17 protein-coding genes are annotated in these 17,590 nt (G+C 58.3%); all 17 read right to left on the reverse strand.

Annotated elements, in window-relative coordinates; genetic code table 11:
- Nucleotides 1–26: 26 nt before the first annotated feature.
- The 17 genes from N5923_RS22325 to N5923_RS22405 all read right to left on the reverse strand — a co-directional run bounded on the left by N5923_RS22325 (nt 27) and on the right by N5923_RS22405 (nt 17,569).
- Nucleotides 27–2,225: a TonB-dependent receptor gene (locus tag N5923_RS22325; RefSeq protein ID WP_267144599.1), complete on the reverse strand. Its 2,199-nt coding sequence runs from the start codon at nt 2,223–2,225 to the stop codon at nt 27–29.
- 322 nt (nt 2,226–2,547) lie between these two features.
- Entirely contained in the window at nt 2,548–2,925 is a 378-nt protein-coding gene (locus N5923_RS22330; protein ID WP_267144598.1) for a hypothetical protein, read from the reverse strand.
- A gap of 45 nt (nt 2,926–2,970) precedes the next feature.
- On the reverse strand, nt 2,971–4,914 hold the full coding sequence (gene fhuB / locus N5923_RS22335; protein WP_267144597.1) for a Fe(3+)-hydroxamate ABC transporter permease FhuB: 1,944 nt from the start codon (nt 4,912–4,914) through the stop codon (nt 2,971–2,973).
- Nucleotides 4,911–5,804 (reverse strand): Fe(3+)-hydroxamate ABC transporter substrate-binding protein FhuD, encoded by an 894-nt coding sequence (gene fhuD / locus N5923_RS22340; RefSeq protein ID WP_267144596.1) that lies wholly within the window; start codon nt 5,802–5,804, stop codon nt 4,911–4,913. The genes fhuB and fhuD overlap by 4 nt, the downstream gene beginning before the upstream one ends.
- A gap of 115 nt (nt 5,805–5,919) precedes the next feature.
- Entirely contained in the window at nt 5,920–7,146 is a 1,227-nt protein-coding gene (locus tag N5923_RS22345; protein WP_267144675.1) for a beta-ketoacyl-ACP synthase, read from the reverse strand.
- Complete coding sequence (locus tag N5923_RS22350; protein WP_267144595.1) at nt 7,146–7,877, reverse strand: 3-ketoacyl-ACP reductase FabG2; 732 nt, start codon at nt 7,875–7,877, stop codon at nt 7,146–7,148. The genes N5923_RS22345 and N5923_RS22350 overlap by 1 nt, the downstream gene beginning before the upstream one ends.
- Entirely contained in the window at nt 7,877–8,350 is a 474-nt protein-coding gene (locus N5923_RS22355; protein ID WP_267144594.1) for a hotdog family protein, read from the reverse strand. The genes N5923_RS22350 and N5923_RS22355 overlap by 1 nt, the downstream gene beginning before the upstream one ends.
- On the reverse strand, nt 8,343–9,500 hold the full coding sequence (locus N5923_RS22360; protein WP_267144593.1) for a beta-ketoacyl-[acyl-carrier-protein] synthase family protein: 1,158 nt from the start codon (nt 9,498–9,500) through the stop codon (nt 8,343–8,345). The genes N5923_RS22355 and N5923_RS22360 overlap by 8 nt, the downstream gene beginning before the upstream one ends.
- Nucleotides 9,497–10,066, reverse strand: coding sequence for a DUF3261 domain-containing protein (locus tag N5923_RS22365; protein WP_267144592.1), 570 nt, complete (start codon nt 10,064–10,066; stop codon nt 9,497–9,499). The genes N5923_RS22360 and N5923_RS22365 overlap by 4 nt, the downstream gene beginning before the upstream one ends.
- Nucleotides 10,063–12,384: an MMPL family transporter gene (locus N5923_RS22370; RefSeq protein ID WP_267144591.1), complete on the reverse strand. Its 2,322-nt coding sequence runs from the start codon at nt 12,382–12,384 to the stop codon at nt 10,063–10,065. Before N5923_RS22370 ends, N5923_RS22365 begins: the two co-directional genes overlap by 4 nt.
- Nucleotides 12,356–12,961, reverse strand: coding sequence for a LolA family protein (locus tag N5923_RS22375; protein ID WP_267144590.1), 606 nt, complete (start codon nt 12,959–12,961; stop codon nt 12,356–12,358). Before N5923_RS22375 ends, N5923_RS22370 begins: the two co-directional genes overlap by 29 nt.
- Nucleotides 12,958–13,380, reverse strand: a complete 423-nt coding sequence (locus N5923_RS22380; protein WP_267144589.1) for an acyl-CoA thioesterase — start codon at nt 13,378–13,380, stop codon at nt 12,958–12,960. Before N5923_RS22380 ends, N5923_RS22375 begins: the two co-directional genes overlap by 4 nt.
- A gap of 2 nt (nt 13,381–13,382) precedes the next feature.
- Nucleotides 13,383–15,080, reverse strand: coding sequence for a glycosyltransferase family 2 protein (locus N5923_RS22385; RefSeq protein WP_267144588.1), 1,698 nt, complete (start codon nt 15,078–15,080; stop codon nt 13,383–13,385).
- Nucleotides 15,074–15,421, reverse strand: coding sequence for a 3-hydroxyacyl-ACP dehydratase FabZ family protein (locus tag N5923_RS22390; protein ID WP_267144587.1), 348 nt, complete (start codon nt 15,419–15,421; stop codon nt 15,074–15,076). Before N5923_RS22390 ends, N5923_RS22385 begins: the two co-directional genes overlap by 7 nt.
- A complete protein-coding gene (locus N5923_RS22395) occupies nt 15,408–16,751 on the reverse strand; it encodes an AMP-binding protein (protein ID WP_267144586.1) in 1,344 nt (447 codons plus the stop codon). The genes N5923_RS22390 and N5923_RS22395 overlap by 14 nt, the downstream gene beginning before the upstream one ends.
- Before the next feature lie 2 nt (nt 16,752–16,753).
- A complete protein-coding gene (locus N5923_RS22400) occupies nt 16,754–17,302 on the reverse strand; it encodes a COG4648 family protein (RefSeq protein ID WP_267144674.1) in 549 nt (182 codons plus the stop codon).
- Between the two features lie 18 nt (nt 17,303–17,320).
- Nucleotides 17,321–17,569: an acyl carrier protein gene (locus N5923_RS22405; RefSeq protein WP_017801805.1), complete on the reverse strand. Its 249-nt coding sequence runs from the start codon at nt 17,567–17,569 to the stop codon at nt 17,321–17,323.
- Nucleotides 17,570–17,590 lie beyond the last annotated feature (21 nt).

The raw sequence follows: 17,590 nt of genomic DNA on the forward strand, positions 1-17,590 counted from the left end.
TGTTGCTTTGCTGCCTGAGATAAGGCTTAGAAGTCGTAAGACATCGACACTTTCAGCGTACGTGGCGCGCCCTGGTAGATATAGGTGCCACTGGAATCAACATTCGACCAGTAAGACTTATTGGTGACGTTATCCACGCCAACACGCCACACCATATCGTTGTCCTGTACCTTAGTGGTATAACGCACACCCAGATCCAGCGTAGTATAGCCATCCAGCTTTTTCGTGTTAGCGGCATTAGCATATTGCGCACCGTTATGATTAACCAGTGCGGTAGCGGTCAGACCGTCAACCGGCTGAATATCATATTCTGCGCCGAGCACCATATTGTAACTTGGTACGCCCACCGCCGTGTTGCCATCATTAGCGCCATTGGCTGTCTTCGTCAGCTGAGCGTCAATCCAGGTGGCGCTGCCGTTCAGGCGCAGGCCCAGTACCGGCTCGCCAAACAGATTCAGCTCGATACCACGGTTGCGTTGCTCACCATCCAGCGCATAGATATTGCTGGCGTTAGTTACCGCTGAAGGCTGTTTAATTTCAAACAGCGCCAGTGAACCACCGACGCGTTGATAATCAACTTTTACGCCAACTTCATTCTGTTTCGAATGCAGCACACCGGTGCTTTCACCGTAGTTCGCCGTGCCAACTGGCGCAGAGGATCCCGGCTGTAATGATTCAATATGGTTAGCATAAAGCGAGATATGCTCCCAGGGTTTCACCATCAGGCCAACTGCTGGCGTCCAGCGACTGTCTTCGAAACTCGAATCACTGACTTCTGCGCCAGTATTGTAGTCGTACTCACGCGTCACCACTTTCTGATAACGCGTGCCCAGCGTCAGTTCAACTTTGTCATCCAGCACGCCAAGGGTATCAGTCAGCAAAATGCCCTGAGTACGGGTACGTCCGCGTACACCCGGCTCATCCATATCACCGCCCGCGAAGTTCAGGGTTGGCGAAGTGATATCCGGGGTGTCATAGATATTGGTCGGCACGCCGGTCAATGCCATATCATAGGCGGCTTTCGAGCGCGAAGTGGTTGCCGAGTAGCCGACATTCACTTTATGGCTGACAAAGGCGGTATCGAACGCGCCGCGCAGACCGAACATGCCGCTGTAAGAGTCTTTAATATTGGTCACATCCATGCGGCTCATGGTTGCTGAACCATCAGTACTGGTGACCGAAGGTGAGCCATAGGCGCCGCTTTCATGTGAGTGCTGTAAACCCACGCCGCCATACAAAGTCCAGTCCTGGGCAACATCATATTCGCCACGCAACATGGCGAACTGGCTTTCCAGATCGCTGTATACCCATTTCTGACTGGTATTGTGGGTGGCTGAAGGTGCATTCGGGATAAAATCGGCATCGCTGACCTTAACGCCAATACGACCACCATGGAAAGTCTGTTTCTGATAGCCCATATCCAGTGAAGTACGCAGATTATCCTGGCGGTAATCCAGTCCAATGGAAGCGACCGTAGTACGACGTTTTTCGTCATCTACCGCCGTCTCGCCTTCGCGCTGCAACAGGTTAACGCGCACGCCAAACTGATCGTCATCACCAAAGCGACGGCCAGCGTCCACGGAGGTGCCGATCTGTGAAGAAGAGGTGTAATCAATACCAACACGCGCAAGTGGAAGATCACCCGCATGTTTTGGCTCCAGATTAATCATGCCGCCAACCGCGCTGGTCGCCGCACCGTTCATCAGCGCATTGGCGCCTTTAAACACTTCTACGCGATCCACCATCGCGGTGGAGATCACCTGGCGTGGCATAATCCCTGCCAGACCGCCAAGGGTCATATCATCGCCATCCAGCTGGAAACCACGAATGCGGTAGCTTTCGCCGTAGTTGCCATAGCCCTGCACGTTCTGCACTGCGGCGTCGTTACGCACCACATCCGCAATGGTTTTCGCCTGCTGGTCTTCAATCAGCTTCGAGCTAAAACCAATCACATTAAACGGCACATCCATCGCATTTTGCTGGCCAAGCATACCCATACGGCCACCATTTATCACCTGACCATCAAGATAAGCTGGCACCAGCTCATCGCCACCGGCTTTAAAGTTATCTTCCGGCGCGGCAACCACCGTCATGGTCGATTCATTTTTTTTGCTGTTATCGGTGTCAGTGCTGGTCGCAGCCAGTGTCGGGAAAGTCACGGAGCCGATTAAAACCGCCAGTAATGTCGGCTTAAAACCTCTGGTGGCAGACAGTGTGCTATGCATCTGTGTATTCCTGGAGAAAAAGTAGTAGTGAGAATCATTATTATTGAGATTTGCGATTATCCTTAGCGCCCTCACAATTGCAAGAAAAAATTACTGAATGTGACGCTATAATTTTCACCTTTACATTCACAGCAGAAATGCGCGCGCTTTCAGGCGGCATGACAGATGGGGAAGAAGAGCGAGAGGCAACAACTTGCCTTTTAGAAATGACGATCTACAGGCTGGCAGAAGCGGAGGAGTAGCGGTTAAAAAGGCCGCAATGCAGCAGCCTTTTACTATGCAGCGACTTGCGCGTGCTTGCTGGCATCTTCTGCCACCAGAATCACACCGTACCGACTGATATCAGGGTGATGCCTTCTTTCAGCACCAGACTCTCATACAATTTTGTCGCTAGTCCTTCATCCCGCTCTGCCGTGACGACGACGACACCTTCAACCTGAAGCGCATCGGTGTTCTGCCAAAAATCACGTACACTGTACACTTCATCGCACTGATCACGACGAACCAGATCAAGACGTGCAACAACTTCGTGACGAGCTTCTCCGTTAACATCAGACAGCTCAGCTTTGATGATTGCCGCAAGCGGAGCCTTTTCGTCATAAATGATGAAAAAAGCTTTATCGCGGATCATCAATTCCTCGATGATCCTGAATCGACGTTTTAAAGCACCAGGGCTGTATGACTGAGGCATTACGATCATGTTCGAATTTCCCTTCTGTTAGCGCATATCCTGTGCAACTGTTTCTTAAGCCCGACGCAATAACCAGATAAACCATGGCGCACCCAAAAATGTTGCCAGCAGCCCGGCGGGGATCTGATACGGGAAGATAATCATCCTGCCCAGCGCATCCGCCAGCAGCATTAATCCGGCCCCGGCGAGGATCGCCACCAGCAGTTGTGGCAGTGCGCGGCGGAAACCGGCCATCCGCGCCAGATGCGGCGCCATCAGGCCGACGAAACTGAGCGGACCGACGCACAATGTCGCCGCCGCAATCATCGCTGACGCCAGCAGCAGGATCAGCATTCGTGAACGCTTTAGCGGCATACCGAGGCCCTGGGCGGTAAAACTGCCGAGCGGCAAAATGGTCAGCCAGCGCGCCATCAATGGCGTCAGCAGCAATAACATCAGCGCCAGCGCGGCGGTCCAGAGCGCCTGGCTGGCGGTCACCCGGTAGGTAGAACCGGCCAGCCAGCTGAGTACCGAACTGATACGCGGATCGCCACTGACCAGAAACAGCGTCAGGAAAGTGCCATATACCGTACTCAGCACCACGCCGGTCAGCAGCATCCGCGTCGGCGACAGACCACCGCGCTGCGCCAGCAGCATAATCACCAGCATGGTCAGCGCCGCGCCGAGGCAACCGGCGGGAAACTGCCAGGCGACGTTATCGCCCGGCACAATAAACATCAGCAGCACCATGGCGCAGGCAGCGCCAGCACTGACGCCCAGCACTTCCGGGCTGGCCATCGCATTGCCGGTCATCCGCTGAATCAGGGTGCCTGCCGCCGCCAGCATCGCGCCAGCGGCCAGCGCAGCCAGCACGCGTGGCCAGCGGAATTGCCACACGGCCGGGCTGTCTACCCAACTGCTCAGGCCATCACCGCTAAACAGCGCCAGTATCACCATCAGCACCAGCAGCAGCACAATCGCGCCGACCATCTGTGGCGTCAGCGCCCTTTCTGTCCGCTGCTGATGGCCGCGCTCGTTACCGCTGATCTGCTGATGACGCAGACGCGTCAGCAGCCATAACATCAGCGGCGCACCCGCCATCGCCGTAGCCGCGCCGGTGGGGATTTCCAGCCAGACGCGCGCCAGCAGTATCACCGCCTGATCGCTCAGCAACAGCAATAGCGCGCCAATAAATGCCGATAACGCCAGCCGTGGGCCCAGTCGGCGGACACCAAACAGTTTGGCCATTAACGGCGCAAACAGGCCGATAAAGCCGATCACTCCGGCCACACTGACCAGCACCGCACTGAGCGCCACTGCCACCATCAGGCCGGTAAACCGCACCAGCGCCAGTCGCATGCCAAGATTGCGCACCACCCCGTCGTCAAGACCAAGCAGATTCAGCGGCCGGACCATCACCAGTACCACCAGCAGCCCCAGCAACATACGCGGCCAGAGGAAGCTGACGCTGCTCCAGTCATTCTGGTTCAGCATGCCGCTGCTCCAGATAAACAGGCTGGTCAGCCGTTCGTGATTAAACAGCGCCAGTAAGTTTTTGATTGCACCGCAATACAATCCGACCATCAGACCGGCGAGGATCAGCGTCACCGGCGACAGTCGTTTGCCGCTGGCCACTAACAGCACCAGCACGCCGACAACAATCGCCCCTGCCAGTGCAGAAAGCTGCTGGCCGGTTTCGCCCCAGCTGGCGGCATACAACGTCGCCAGCGTCAGACCCAGCTGCGCACCGGCGGACACGCCAAGCGTTGAGGGTTCAGCCAGCGGATTACGCAGGATCTGCTGAAACAGCACCCCGACCACGCCCAGCCCGGCGCCCACCAGCAGCGACAGCACGGTGCGCGGCAGCATGCTGTAATGAAACAGCATCTGATTAATATCGTGTTCATCCGGGGTGAAGAGTGCGCCGCGCCACAGCGGCAGCGCCAGTTGCTGCTGGAAATTAGTGACGGTCAGCAGCAGCGCCAGCAGTAACAGCAATGGCAGAATCAGGATTTTCATGCTTTCTCCAGCAGCGTCTGCTCAAGCAATTGACAGAAACGCAATACCGAGAAGCTGGCGCCGTAGAACCACACGGCCTGGATAAGATGTAACTTCTGTTGACGTACAAACGGAATACTGCGCCACAGGGGCGATTGCGCAATCTGCCGTAGCGGATCGTCTTCACCATGAGTCAGGCCAATTGCGCGCACGTTTTTTACCTGCGCCAGGGTTTCAATGCCGACAATGGTGCTGCCCCAGAAGCTGCTGGCGCCATGCCAGCCATTTTGCAGCCCGAGCTGTGACAACGCATCGGCAAACAGACTGTTATGACCGAAAACTATCACCCGGCGACTGTCGAGGAACGAGAAGATTAACAGTGGTTGATCGGCAAAGGCCGCCAGCGTTTGCCGGTAGTGACTGAAGCGATCATCAATCAGCTGCAGATGTTCGGCGGCCTGCTGCTGACGATTAAGCCGAACGCCAAGGCGCGTGATATCGCGGCGCATCAGTTCGAGCGCACGCGTTTTGCCATCGGTAAAATCGCCGCCCCACAGCGGCGCGATGGGTGCCAGCGCATCGGCAGTGGGACCATAGCCATTGGAACGCAGGATCAGCGACGGTTTCAGCCGCAGTATCATTTCGAGATTGGGTTCGGTACGTAAGCCGACATCCAGCACCGTATCCGGCAGCGCAGGCTCTACCAGCCAGCGCTTATAATTGGGAATATCGGCAATCGCCAGCGGCGTGACGCCCAGCGCCATCAGCAGTTCCACCGGTCGCCATTCAAGGACAATAATGCGCGACAGATCGAGATCGTTAGCCCGGGTAACGGAAGAAAAAATCAGCGGAGAGAGCGCCATCCACTTAAGAAACTGGCGTCGGCCCGCCATATTTTCAGCAATAGTCATGGAATAGAAATGATTATTATTTTGATTTGAATGGCGCATTATGCCGTAACGGGCAGCGGAAACCAATGCTGATACCCCAGGGGCGGCGTTCTCGCCGCCCGGGTGTTTTCGCTGCTTAACGCCAGCGGCGGAAAATCAGTGAGGTATTAATGCCGCCAAAAGCGAAGTTATTGGACTGGATATAGTCTGTCTCGATCTGCCGCGCTTCGCCGATAATATAGTCCAGATCGCCGCAATCTTCGGCGGGCTGAGTCAGATTCAGCGTCGGCGCAAACCAGCCTTCGCGCATCATCTCAATACTCATCCAGGCTTCCAGCGCACCGCAGGCGCCAAGCGTATGACCAAAATAACTCTTCAGCGACGAAATTGGCGTATTGCGGCCAAAGATGGCAGCTGTCGCCAGGCTTTCGGCGACATCACCGCGATCGGTGGCGGTGCCGTGCGCACTGAGATAACCGATATCCTGCGGGCTGAGCCCGGCGCTGCGAAGCGCCCCTTCAATACAGATTTGCATGGTTTCACGCTGTGGCTGCGTAATATGCGCCGCATCGCAGTTGGTATGGAATCCGACGATCTCGGCATAGATAGTCGCGCCGCGCGCCTGCGCATGCTCCAGATCTTCCAGCACTAAGCTGCCCGCCCCTTCACCAATTACCAGCCCATCGCGCTGACGATCAAAAGGTGACGGCGTGGTTTTCGGCGCGTCATTGCGCTGACTGGTGGCAAACAGAGTATCAAATACCGCGGCTTCCGACGGACACAGCTCTTCCGCGCCACCGGCCACCATTACCGTCTGATAGCCGTGGCGAATCGCTTCCCAGGCATAGCCAATTGCCTGACTGCCGGAGGTGCAGGCGCTGGAGGTCGGGATCACCCGGCCACGCAGACCAAAAAACAGCCCGGCGTTGACCGCGGTGGTATGCGGCATCATCTGGACATAGGTGGTGCCGGTAATATTGCTGGTATGCTTCTCGGTCAGCATGGTGGCGAATTCACTGACCGGCCCGGTACTGCCGGTAGAAGAACCATAGGCAATGCCGGTTTCACCGTTGGTCAGCACCGCTTCGCCAATCAGTCCCGCCTGCTCCAGCGCCAGTTCGGTGGCACGCGTCGCCATCAGCGAAACCCGCCCCATCGAACGAATACGTTTACGCGTATAGTGCTCAGGCACGCTAAAGTCATCGACCGGCGCGCCCAGCAGCGTATGCAGACCGTCATAGACCTGCCATTCCGGCATCTTGCGCACCGCATTCTGACCGGCGCGCAAGCCAGCTGAAACGCTTTCCCAGCTCTCACCAAAGGCGGTGACGCCACCCATTCCGGTTACCACTACCCGACGCATCACAACATGCCTCCGTTAACTGAAATCACCTGCCGCGTAACATAACCGGCGATATCCGACATCAGATAGCTGGCCAGTCCGGCCACCTCTGCGGCGGCTCCCATACGTTTCATCGGGATCATTTTCAGCGCTTCGTTAATCGCCGTCGGCTCCATCTGAATCATGCCGGTATCGATCAGGCCAGGTGCGATGCAGTTAACGGTGATTTTGCGTTTCGCCAGCTCGATAGCCAGCGCTTTGCTGGCGCCGATAATCCCGGCTTTCGCTGCGCTGTAGTTAACCTGACCACGATTGCCCATGATGCCGGACACCGACGAGAGGGTAATAATCCGTCCGCCCTGACGCAGGCCAATCATCGGCATCACGCAGGGATGAATCACATTATAAAAACTGTCGAGATTGGTATGGATCACGCTGTCCCAGTCATCTTCGCTCAGCGCCGGGAAAGCACCGTCGCGGGTGATACCGGCATTGCTGACCACGCCGTAATAGGCGCCATGCTGCGCAATATCCTGCTCCAGCTGCGCGCGACACTGCTCGCGATCGGCGATATCGAATCCCAGCACGCGTGCGCTGCCGCCCGCCTGCATAATCTCCGCGACAGTCTGTTCCGCGCCGGCGCGGTCACTGTGGTAATGCGCGATAATCGCAAAACCGTCGCGGGCCAGTTGCCGGGCAATCGCACGCCCGATGCCTTTACTGGCGCCGGTGACTAATACTGAACGCGTCATCAGTTGCTGTCCTGTTGCATCATTTTATTAAATTCCTCTTCATCCGGCTGATAAGTATTCAGCCTGCCGCTGGCGTAAAGCTCGCCGTTAATGGCGATTTCACCGTCGAAGCTGGCAATTTTGTCGTCATGCATCAGCAGGGTTACGCGTACATCGAGCTGCGCTCCCGCCGGAAATTGTGGCGCTGTGCAGCGATAGCCGCGACCACCCAGCAGCATGCCGGGACGCGGCTTGCAGTCATTACGCTGACGCGCATGCCAGCCCGACCAGACGCCAATCGTCTGGGCGATAATCTCCACGCCAAACCATGCAGGCAGTGCGCCACCGGCAGTAAGAAACGGCGCCAGCACACTGTCGGCGGCAACCCGCACCTGACAGTGGGCGCTTTCATCATCAACCTGCATCACGCGTTCCAGCAATACCATCGGGGTGGCGTGGGGTAAATAGTGCTCAGCGCTAAGTGACTCAGCCATGTGGCACTCCTAAAATCAGGCAGGCGTTATTGCCGCCAAAAGCAAAAGAATTAGACAGGATGCGCGGTTTTGCCAGCTGGCCGGGGCGCGTCAGCAGTCCGCAGTCCGGCAGAGTGCTGTCCTGGTCGCAGTGGGTGAAATCCTGCGCGGGCAGTGGCAAACGGCGCGTTAACAGCAGCCAGCTGATAGCGGCCTCACAGATACCGGCAGCGCCAAGAGTATGTCCGGTCAGATGTTTGGTTGAACTGCAGGGCACCCGATTGCCAAACAGCTGATGGGTCACCGCCGCTTCAATCTGATCGTTAAGTCGCGTGGCGGTGCCATGCAGATTGATATAGCCAATATCCTGCGGCTGGAGCCCGGCACTGTTAAGCGCCATGGTGATGGCGCGTAACGCCCCTTCCCCTTGCGGATGCGGCGCTGACATATGCCAGGCATCCGACGACTCGCCGACACCGAGCAGCGCTACCGGTTGCGCTTCGCGCGTCAGCAGCATCAGTGCCGCCCCTTCACCAATCGAAATACCATCGCGTTGCGCGCTAAACGGCGCGCAGCGCTCCCCGGAGAGTGATTCAAGGCTATCGAAACCGCTAACCGGCATACGGCTCAGCGTATCCGCGCCGCCGACAATTGCCACATCCACCACACCAGCGTCAATCAGACGCTGACCGCTAATCAGCGCGCGCGCGCTGGATGAACAGGCGGTCGACAGCGTATAAGCCGGGCCGTACAGTTCGAGATAAGCCGCCAGAAAGCGCGACGGTTCGCCCAGCTCCTGCTGCGCATAGTGGTAATCCGGCTGCTCACCGCTGACAAAACGGTCGGCTTCATCGACGCCTGCGGTACTGGTGCCGAGGATCACCGCCACGCGATCGGCGCCAAAGCGCGCAATCGCGGCGTCTACCTCAGGCCGGATCTGCGCCAGCGCGGCCAGCAGCAGGCGGTTGTTACGGCTGTTATGCTGCGCCAGTGACGAGGGTACCGGCGGCAGTTCGCCATCCACATGACCAATCCAGCAGCGGCGTCCGCCCGGCAGCCAGCTGTCAGATGGGCGCATGCCCGGCGCCTTACCGCTCACCAGGTTAGCGCTAATCTCGTCAGGCGAGTTACCGAGAGCATTAAGCATCCCCACCGCTGAGATATAGATCATAAGGCATCCAGTTGTTGAATAAGAATCTGATAACCAAACGCAAACTGCTGCACGCTGACCGGCTGACGTTGCGTGCCGCGTTGCAGATAACGGATTTCGGTAATCAGCTGGCCATGATTATCACGCAGCTGGCGCGCATCGCCGTGATCCTGCAACGTCCAGCCCGCGGGCAGTTGCTTCTGCCAGACGGCAAGCGGCCAGTGACTGAGCATAATATCGGCCAGCACCTGGCTGGCTGGCGGCATTTCCGGCAGGGCAATCGACTGCTCGCTATGAATACCGCTGCTGTCATAGCTGACGCGGAACAGCCGAATGCCCAGCGACGACAGTCCGGCCAGCGTCAGCTGCTGTTGATCGGCGCTCAGCATCACCAGCAGCGACTGCTGTTTGCCCTTAAAGCTGCCGGTTAACAGCTGCTGCTGATTAAACGCTGGCGTAATGCCCGGCGGCGGCAACGTCACTATTACCCCCGGCTTCAGCCACGCCTCAGGCCGCGTCGGATCCGTATGACTGGCGCAACCGCTCAGCAGCAACGCCATCAGCGCTGCCATCCACCATGATTTCATCGTCTGTTCCTTTTCGGTTGCGGTAACGCCAGCGGTGCCAGCAAAAAGGCGGTGAAAATACCGCTGCATAACACAATGCCAAAACTGCTGATCGCCTGGGTGGTGCTGAACACCAGCATGCCTAAGGTCAGCAGCGTGGTGGCCATCGCCAGCGACACCGCCAGTAACGAGGTTATCGGCGTGCCACGCGGATTACTGAAGAACAGGGTGTAATTAATCCCAATCCCCAGCACCAGAATCAGCGCCAGCAGCGAAAACAGATTGAGCGAGTGACCGCTAAACGCCAGCGCCGCCAGTCCGCCCCCCAGCGACAGCACCGATGGCAGGACGCTGACCAGGCCACGTTTTACGCCGAGACGCAGCATATAGCTGATGGCGATCACCACCACTGCCGCCAGCAACAGCCAGCCAAGCATTACGCGATAGAAGCTGAACAGCGTATCGAAAGTGTTCTTGCGATCAATCCACGCCACACCGGGCTGCGCCTGCGCCAGCTGCGTCAGTGCTGCGCTGTTATGCACACCGCTGACCGGCACCAGCGCCCCACTGCGACCATTCGGCAGGCTGAGCCATAACAGCCGCCAGCCTTCACTGATTGGGCTGTCTTGCCAGCGTTCTGGTGTCACCGGCATCGCACGTAAGTCCGGCGCGGCCAGCTCGATACCCGCCTGTTTAAGCTTCTCAGTTATGGTGGGCGCCGCACTCTGCAATAGCGTGAGATCGCGTTGTTGTTGCGCCTGCGACGCAAGCGGCAGCTGACGCCAGCTATCCAGCCACTTTTGCTGCTGTGCATGTTGTAACTGCGGCGTCAGCGCTTCCAGTCGTTGCAGCGTCTGCTCGGCGCTGTCGCCCCAGACGATAAACCAGGTCTGATCCGCGCCCTGCCCGGTCAGCGCGGTGAGCCGGGCATCCTGCTGCAACAGTTGCGGCGGCAGTGCCTGCAATTGCGAAATATCGTCATCCACCTTTAGCAGCGCCAGGCCGCAGACCGAAATCAGCGCCACCAGCAGCGGTAATCCCACTTTCAGCCAGCGCTGCCGACGCCACGCCGCCAGCCAGCGCGCCAGTAAAAACATCGCGGGCACCGGACGCACCGGCAATCCTTTAACCAGCCACGGATACCAGCAGATCACCGTCAGACAGGAGGCGGTCAGGCCACTGGCGGCAAATACCGCCAGCTGACGCAGGCCCGGAAACGGCGCCAGCAGCATAATCAGATACGCCACTGCGGCGGTCGCCAGCGCCAGCAGCAACGCCGGCATCACTTTTTGCAGACTCTGCCGGGCGGTGGCTTCGGAACCATGCACCATCCGCTCGGTAAGGTAGTAGAGCGTATAGTCAGCGGAAATGCCGACAATGCTGATACTCATCACCAGCGTCATCAGATGCAGTTCACCGAAACAGAGCAGCGTCAGGGTGGTGCCAGCCAGCGCGCCAATCGACACCGACAGCGCGCATAACAGCAACGGGCGCGGTGAGCGAAACACCGAGAACACCAGCAGCAGCACGCCGATAATGGTGGCCACGCCAAGCGTTGAGACATCGTGCCGCGCCTGCTGGCTGGCAAAGTCGCTGTACAGCACCGTGCCGCGCGTCAGTATTTGCGCCTGCGGATCGTGCTGTTTAATCTGCTGTTCCAGCTGCTGTAAGCGCAGCACCACCTGGTGGCTCTGCTGCATATCAAACGAATTACTGGCCAGTTCGCCGTGGATAAAATACCACTGCCGCCCCTGTTTATCGCGGGCGGTCAGCCAGCCATCACGCAGCGCCAGCTGGCTGGCGCTCTGCTGCATCGCCAGCTGCGAACCGCGAACCAGCATCAGCGGATCATGACTCAACTCCTGACCACTGACACCGGCAAACGCGGAGTAAAGCTGGGCCAGAATCCAGTCAGCCTGCGCGTCGCCACCATTAGCCAGTCGCGCGCGGGTAGCGGGATCGACCAGACCATTACGCTGCTGCCAGGCAAACTGGCCCCACTGCTGCTGCTGAGCGGCATCCACCGGCCCTTTAACATTTTTCAGTTCCGGCAGCGCCTGCAGCTGGCGCAGGAAACGGGCAGCCAGCGCCGGATCCGCCTGCTGACCGGGGCTGATTAGCCATACCATCTGCCGATCGAGCCGCTGCATAAAGCCCTGCTGCAAATCGTCAGGAATCGCCCCCATCGCCTGCTTCGGCAACAGCGCTAACACGCTACTGTTGACCGTAGCGCGCGGCAACAGCAGCGCCAGCGTCAGCAGCAACAGCAGGCAGACCGCCAGCCAGCCCGCGGCGGCAATGCGCAGACGCTTAGAAAACAAAGCGCTGTTTCTCATCATCACTTAAGGTCCGCGGCTCCAGTCGCTGGTTACTCAGGCTGATATGGGTGGCATCGCCCTGTTTGTCATTTAACTCAATCACATCAAGATACGTCTTACCCTGCAGGGTAATGGTGTTAAACAGCTTATCCAGCGGACTGGTTTTTGGCGTCAGCACCAGACGCCAGCTGTCGCTGCCGAGGTCGCGGAAATCGATGGCAAAATTCTGCTCCAGCACCGCGCGGTCCGCCTGGAACAGCGCGCGCAGCAGATGGTTAAACTGGAACATCTGCGGATTACTGTCAGCGGTGACAATTTGCGGCGGCTGATTATTCATCACCTGCACCATGCGTTTGTCATCCAGCACCAGCGTCAGCGGAAACGGCTTCGCCTGGTGCCACCACAGCCCCTGCTGTTGGGCAATTAACAGCTCGCCGCTCGATTTCAGCGGCTGCGCCATGCCTTTAATCGCCCGCTGCTGGGTGAAATCGGCGCGCACCACCGGCTGGCTGGCAAAGCGCTGTTGCAGCTCTTCCAGCGTCACCGCCTGCGCGTTCAGGCTGAACAGCGCCAGCGCGACCACTAACAGAGATTTCATAGCGTCACTCCCAGACGTTCAAACAGTACCGCAGGCGAAACAAAGCTCATCTCCTGCGACTCAATCCCTACCGCCACCTGAATGGTGTAACCACTGGTGGTACGTTTGCCGCTGGCGATATCAAAAATCTGGTAGGCGATGCGCAGGCGATTTTCGTACTCTTCAATCGTGGCGCGCACGCGGATACGTTGTTCAAATGTCAGCGTGCCGCGATATTTCACATGGGTATCCACCACCGGCCAGACATAGCCGGACGCCTTCATCTCGCGATATCCGTAGTTAAACTGTGCCAGCAGCGCTTCACGCGCCACTTCGAAATAGCGGAAATAGTTGCCGTGCCATACCACGCCCATCGCATCGACATCATGGAACGGCACCGTCAGTTCAGTCTCGATAGAAAATCGTCGATCGTTATTCACGCTTACTCCTTGTTTTCCGGCTCTGCTGCGGGCAGCGTCCAGAAATCGAAAAAATTAAACCAGTCGAGCGGCGAAATCAGCGCATGATGCGCCAGCCGTTCAGCATAGCGGTCGACGGTCTGCTGCAATGCCTGCTGGCGCGCGGCGCGCGGTAACAGCAGCGGATCGGCAAAAGGTTCACAGTAAATGCGCAGTTTTCCCTGCTGTTTAAGAGCAAACATCAGTAATACCGGGCAGCGCAAAGCGGCAGCCAGCACAAACGGCCCCTGCGGAAATGGCGCCGGACGGCCGAGAAAATCGCTCCAGATCACCCGCCGCACGCCGCCGCGCTGGCGGTTAACCGCGGTGCGATCGCCGACAATCGCCACCCACTCACCGGCTTGCAGTTTATCCTGCAGCATCATGGCGGTTTCCGGGCCGATATCGCTGACCGGGATCAGATTGACGCCCGCCTGCGGCGCCAGCTCTTCGGTAAGCTGACGAAATCGTTGTGCATTATCGGTAAACACCAGCGCATTAATCACCAGACCGCTAACCTGCTGCGCCAGGGCGCGACAGGCTTCGATATCGCCGAGATGTGAAGCCAGAATCAGCCGCCCGCCGGGCTGAGCGGCGTTAATCGCCGCCTCAGCCCCCGGGGCGAAATCAATCTCTTTGCCCCAGCGCAGATCGCCGCGCCAGCTGGCGATTTTATCCAGCATCGCTTCGCCGAAGCGCAAAAAATGGTGATAGCTGTTAAGCGGTCGCGGCAACGGCACCTGCTGCTGACGACCATACTGCCTGATGCGGCTGATCCACTGCTGCGAAGCCTGACGCTGCACGCCTCCGCTCAGCCAGTAGATGGCAACCACCGGCCACAGCAGCACGGTAAACAGGCCGCGGCCACACAGGCGATAGACCGTCAGCATAAAGCGCATGCCCGTCAGCCCTTTGCGTTCGCTGACACCCGCCCAGTGCGCCGTCTGGCGCTTACGTCGCAGCAGCGACGGAATGCGCGGCAACATGCCGAAAAACAGCCGGGTATGCATCCACGAGATACGTAAATTGTCATGCAGCGCATCAAAGTGCGAGATACCATCCTGCGGATAGGTGACGCGCGTCAGCAAAAAACGGCTCGGAGTGCCCGCCCAGTACAGTCGCACCATAATCTCAGTATCAAAATCCATCCGCTGCCCGATAGCGCGCTGACGCATCAGCGCCAGCGTCGGCGTGAGCGGATAGACGCGGAAGCCACACATACTGTCTTTCAGCGACAGTGACAGGGTCTCAATCCATACCCAGAAATGGGTGACGTAGCGGCCATACAGACGCGCTTTGGGCACGGATTCGTCATATACCGGCTGGCCGGAGATCAGAGCATCAGGATAGTTCCGCGCTTCCGCCAGCATCTGCGGCGCATCTTCAATCTGGTGCTGGCCATCGGCATCCAGCTGCAAGGCATGGCTGTAACCCTGCTCAGCCGCAGCCTGTAAACCGTGGAATACCGCCGCACCTTTGCCGCGGTTATGATCCAGCCGCAACAGCGTGACACCGTCACAAATCAGCCTTTTAAGCTGATTTTGTGTCACTGCGTCACTGCCGTCATCGACGATAAACACCGGTAAAGCAAAGGGCGCTAACCGTGCCAGCACCGCCGCCATGGTGGCGCCATGGTTATAACAGGGGATCACCACGCAGGGCTTAATATCGTTGCTTAACACAGGTTAATTTTCCCGCTGCTGGCCACCGATTCGCACTCCCCCTGCTGTAGCAGATAGCGGAAACTGAGCTGATTCTTCAGCGCATTCCACGTCAGCGCCAGTTTCAGTGTGCTGTCGGGCAGCACCGGCTGCTGAAACTTGATGTTCTCAATCGACGAAAACTGTTTGCCCGCGGCCAGCAGCTGCGTACCGTAGTGCATCACCCAGTCGAGTTGCGCGACGCCCGGCAGCAACGGCTGCTGCGGGAAATGGCCGCGAAACCAGAACAGATCGGCATCCACCCGCAGCAATAATTCGGCCTGTGCCTGTTGTTGACGACATGACAGTTCAACCGGCAACATAAAACAGCTCCTGTATTTGTGGCCAGGCACGTTTGCTCTGGCTGTTATGCGGAATCACCCTGACCACCCGCCAGAAACGCGGCATCGCCACCGGTTCCAGCCAGCGCTGTAATTCCTGTTTCCACTGACGTTTTAACTGCGTCAGCTGCGCGGCATCCGGCTCGTCGGCCAGCACCAGTACCACCCCGATCGCCGTACGACCGTGACGCGCGACCTGCAACGCCACCGCATCGGTGATCTCCGGGATGGCCAGCAGGCGGCGCTCAATATCACTGAGCGAGATGCGCTTATCTTCAATTTTCACCACCCGATCATGACGGCCGCACAGCTGAAAGTTGCCGTCAGCATCGAATGATAGCTTATCATCAAGCATCAGCCCGTCGCGCTGCGGGATCAGCGCCGAATACGCATGCCAGCGCTGCTGCGCATCAAGGCTAAAACGGACACCGTTAAACGGATGCCACTGCGGCGCCTCTTCACGTCGCGAGCGCCAGGCCAGTACGCCGGTTTCGGTGCTGCCATAGATCTCATCAATCGCCTGCGCAAACCAGATGCCTGCACCGTCGGCAGCTGCCGCAGGCAGCGCCCCACCCGCGGAAACAATCAGTTTGCAGGCGGGCGGCGTCAGGGAAAAATCGAGGCGGCGTAAAAATGCCGGACTGCTGATAAACGCATAGTGGCGATCGGCGGGCTGCGCCGTCAGCTGTTCGCTGTACAGCACCTGGTTGCTGGCAAACGGCAGGCCAAGGGCCATCGGCAGGATAATGCGGAATGCCAGACCGTACATATGCTGATGAGTGACCGACGACAGCAGCCAGCAGCCCTGTAATCGTTCTCCCCACAGCGCCTCCAGCCACTGCGCTTCGCGATCGAGACAGGCCAGCGGTTTATGTACCTGCCGCGGCTTGCCGGTGGAGCCGGAGGTAAACAGCACCACTTCAGCGTCGGCAGCGATGGCGGGCAGCGGCGGCCAGTCGCCCTGCTGTGGCGCGTCAACACGTAATTGCGCACAGGTCACGGCGAGATCGACATCGGTCAGCACGCCATCAAAACTCTCCGACTGCTCCTGCAGCAGCGACGGGCGGCAGTGACCGGGAATAATCACCGTTTTACCGGCATGCAGCGCCGCCAGCAGCCCGGCGGTGAACAGATAGCTGTCTTCAAAACAGAGCGCCCAGCGCTGCTCCTGGCGTCCACGCAATGCACTGCACAGCGCCTGCACCTGCTGGCGCAGCATCGACAGCGACATCGGCTGGCCGCCGCAGCAGGAGACGATATAATCCGCGCGTGACGGGCTGAGCCAGTCACCGATGGCTAAAGCGCGTTGCATACTCAGGCTTGCCTTCTTATCCGTTGACGCAGCAACCACTCGCCCGCCATTAATAATCCCATCAGCAGATAGCTGATAATGCCATTCCACAGTGTCCACCAGTGCAGGTTACCCGCCAGACAGGTGGCGGTGGCTACGCTACCGTTAAAGATAAAAAACAGACACCAGATTTGCGTCACCCGGCGCGTCCAGCGAATGGCGGGCGGCGGCAGCTGTGGCTCACGAATGCGCGCCAGCCGTTCAACCATCGGCATCGCACTGCACAGCGAGCCGCCAAACAGCAGCAGCATCACCACGCTGACCGCCACCGGATACCACAGCAACAGCTGATGGCTGCGCAGCAGATAACTGGCAAGGCACAGGGCAACCCCTGCCAGCGCCAGCAGCTGACCGGCGCGGGCAAACGCCCCGCCGCTGCGGCGCAATCCCGGCAAACGCAGCAGGAACAGCAGCGCCAGCAGCGGTATCAGCCAGTGCAGCTGGGGATGGGTGATCGCCAGCCAGACCAGAAACGGCCAGGCCAGGGTAATCAGCCACAACAGAATACGCATCACGGCGGGCGCGGGTGCTTAACCTTCGCGGATCAGCTGGTCAACAGCATCAACCACATCCTGCACGGTACGCACCGTCTTAAAGGTTTCCGGCTTAATTTTGCGGCCAATACGCTTTTGCAGATGGACCACCATATCGACCGCATCAATGCTGTCGAGCTCCAGGTCTTCATACAGGCGCGACTCAGGCTGAATATCATCAGCTTCCACTTCAAACAGAGAGACCAGCAGTCCGCTCACTTCCTGATAGATTTCTTGCTTATTCATAAATCACACTCGTCGGGTAGA

The organism is Winslowiella arboricola, from assembly GCF_025527015.1.
Taxonomy (GTDB): domain Bacteria; phylum Pseudomonadota; class Gammaproteobacteria; order Enterobacterales; family Enterobacteriaceae; genus Erwinia; species Erwinia arboricola.

Excerpts from the sequence above, each read along its gene's own strand:
- N5923_RS22325 (WP_267144599.1), bottom strand. The coding sequence starts at position 2,225 with ATGCATAGCACACTGTCTGCCACCAGAGGTTTTAAGCCGACATTACTG.
- N5923_RS22330 (WP_267144598.1), bottom strand. The coding sequence starts at position 2,925 with ATGATCGTAATGCCTCAGTCATACAGCCCTGGTGCTTTAAAACGTCGA.
- fhuB (WP_267144597.1), bottom strand. The coding sequence starts at position 4,914 with ATGAAAATCCTGATTCTGCCATTGCTGTTACTGCTGGCGCTGCTGCTG.
- fhuD (WP_267144596.1), bottom strand. The coding sequence starts at position 5,804 with ATGACTATTGCTGAAAATATGGCGGGCCGACGCCAGTTTCTTAAGTGG.
- N5923_RS22345 (WP_267144675.1), bottom strand. The coding sequence starts at position 7,146 with ATGCGTCGGGTAGTGGTAACCGGAATGGGTGGCGTCACCGCCTTTGGT.
- N5923_RS22350 (WP_267144595.1), bottom strand. The coding sequence starts at position 7,877 with ATGACGCGTTCAGTATTAGTCACCGGCGCCAGTAAAGGCATCGGGCGT.
- N5923_RS22355 (WP_267144594.1), bottom strand. The coding sequence starts at position 8,350 with ATGGCTGAGTCACTTAGCGCTGAGCACTATTTACCCCACGCCACCCCG.
- N5923_RS22360 (WP_267144593.1), bottom strand. The coding sequence starts at position 9,500 with ATGATCTATATCTCAGCGGTGGGGATGCTTAATGCTCTCGGTAACTCG.
- N5923_RS22365 (WP_267144592.1), bottom strand. The coding sequence starts at position 10,066 with ATGAAATCATGGTGGATGGCAGCGCTGATGGCGTTGCTGCTGAGCGGT.
- N5923_RS22370 (WP_267144591.1), bottom strand. The coding sequence starts at position 12,384 with ATGATGAGAAACAGCGCTTTGTTTTCTAAGCGTCTGCGCATTGCCGCC.
- N5923_RS22375 (WP_267144590.1), bottom strand. The coding sequence starts at position 12,961 with ATGAAATCTCTGTTAGTGGTCGCGCTGGCGCTGTTCAGCCTGAACGCG.
- N5923_RS22390 (WP_267144587.1), bottom strand. The coding sequence starts at position 15,421 with ATGTTGCCGGTTGAACTGTCATGTCGTCAACAACAGGCACAGGCCGAA.
- N5923_RS22395 (WP_267144586.1), bottom strand. The coding sequence starts at position 16,751 with ATGCAACGCGCTTTAGCCATCGGTGACTGGCTCAGCCCGTCACGCGCG.
- N5923_RS22400 (WP_267144674.1), bottom strand. The coding sequence starts at position 17,302 with ATGCGTATTCTGTTGTGGCTGATTACCCTGGCCTGGCCGTTTCTGGTC.
- N5923_RS22405 (WP_017801805.1), bottom strand. The coding sequence starts at position 17,569 with ATGAATAAGCAAGAAATCTATCAGGAAGTGAGCGGACTGCTGGTCTCT.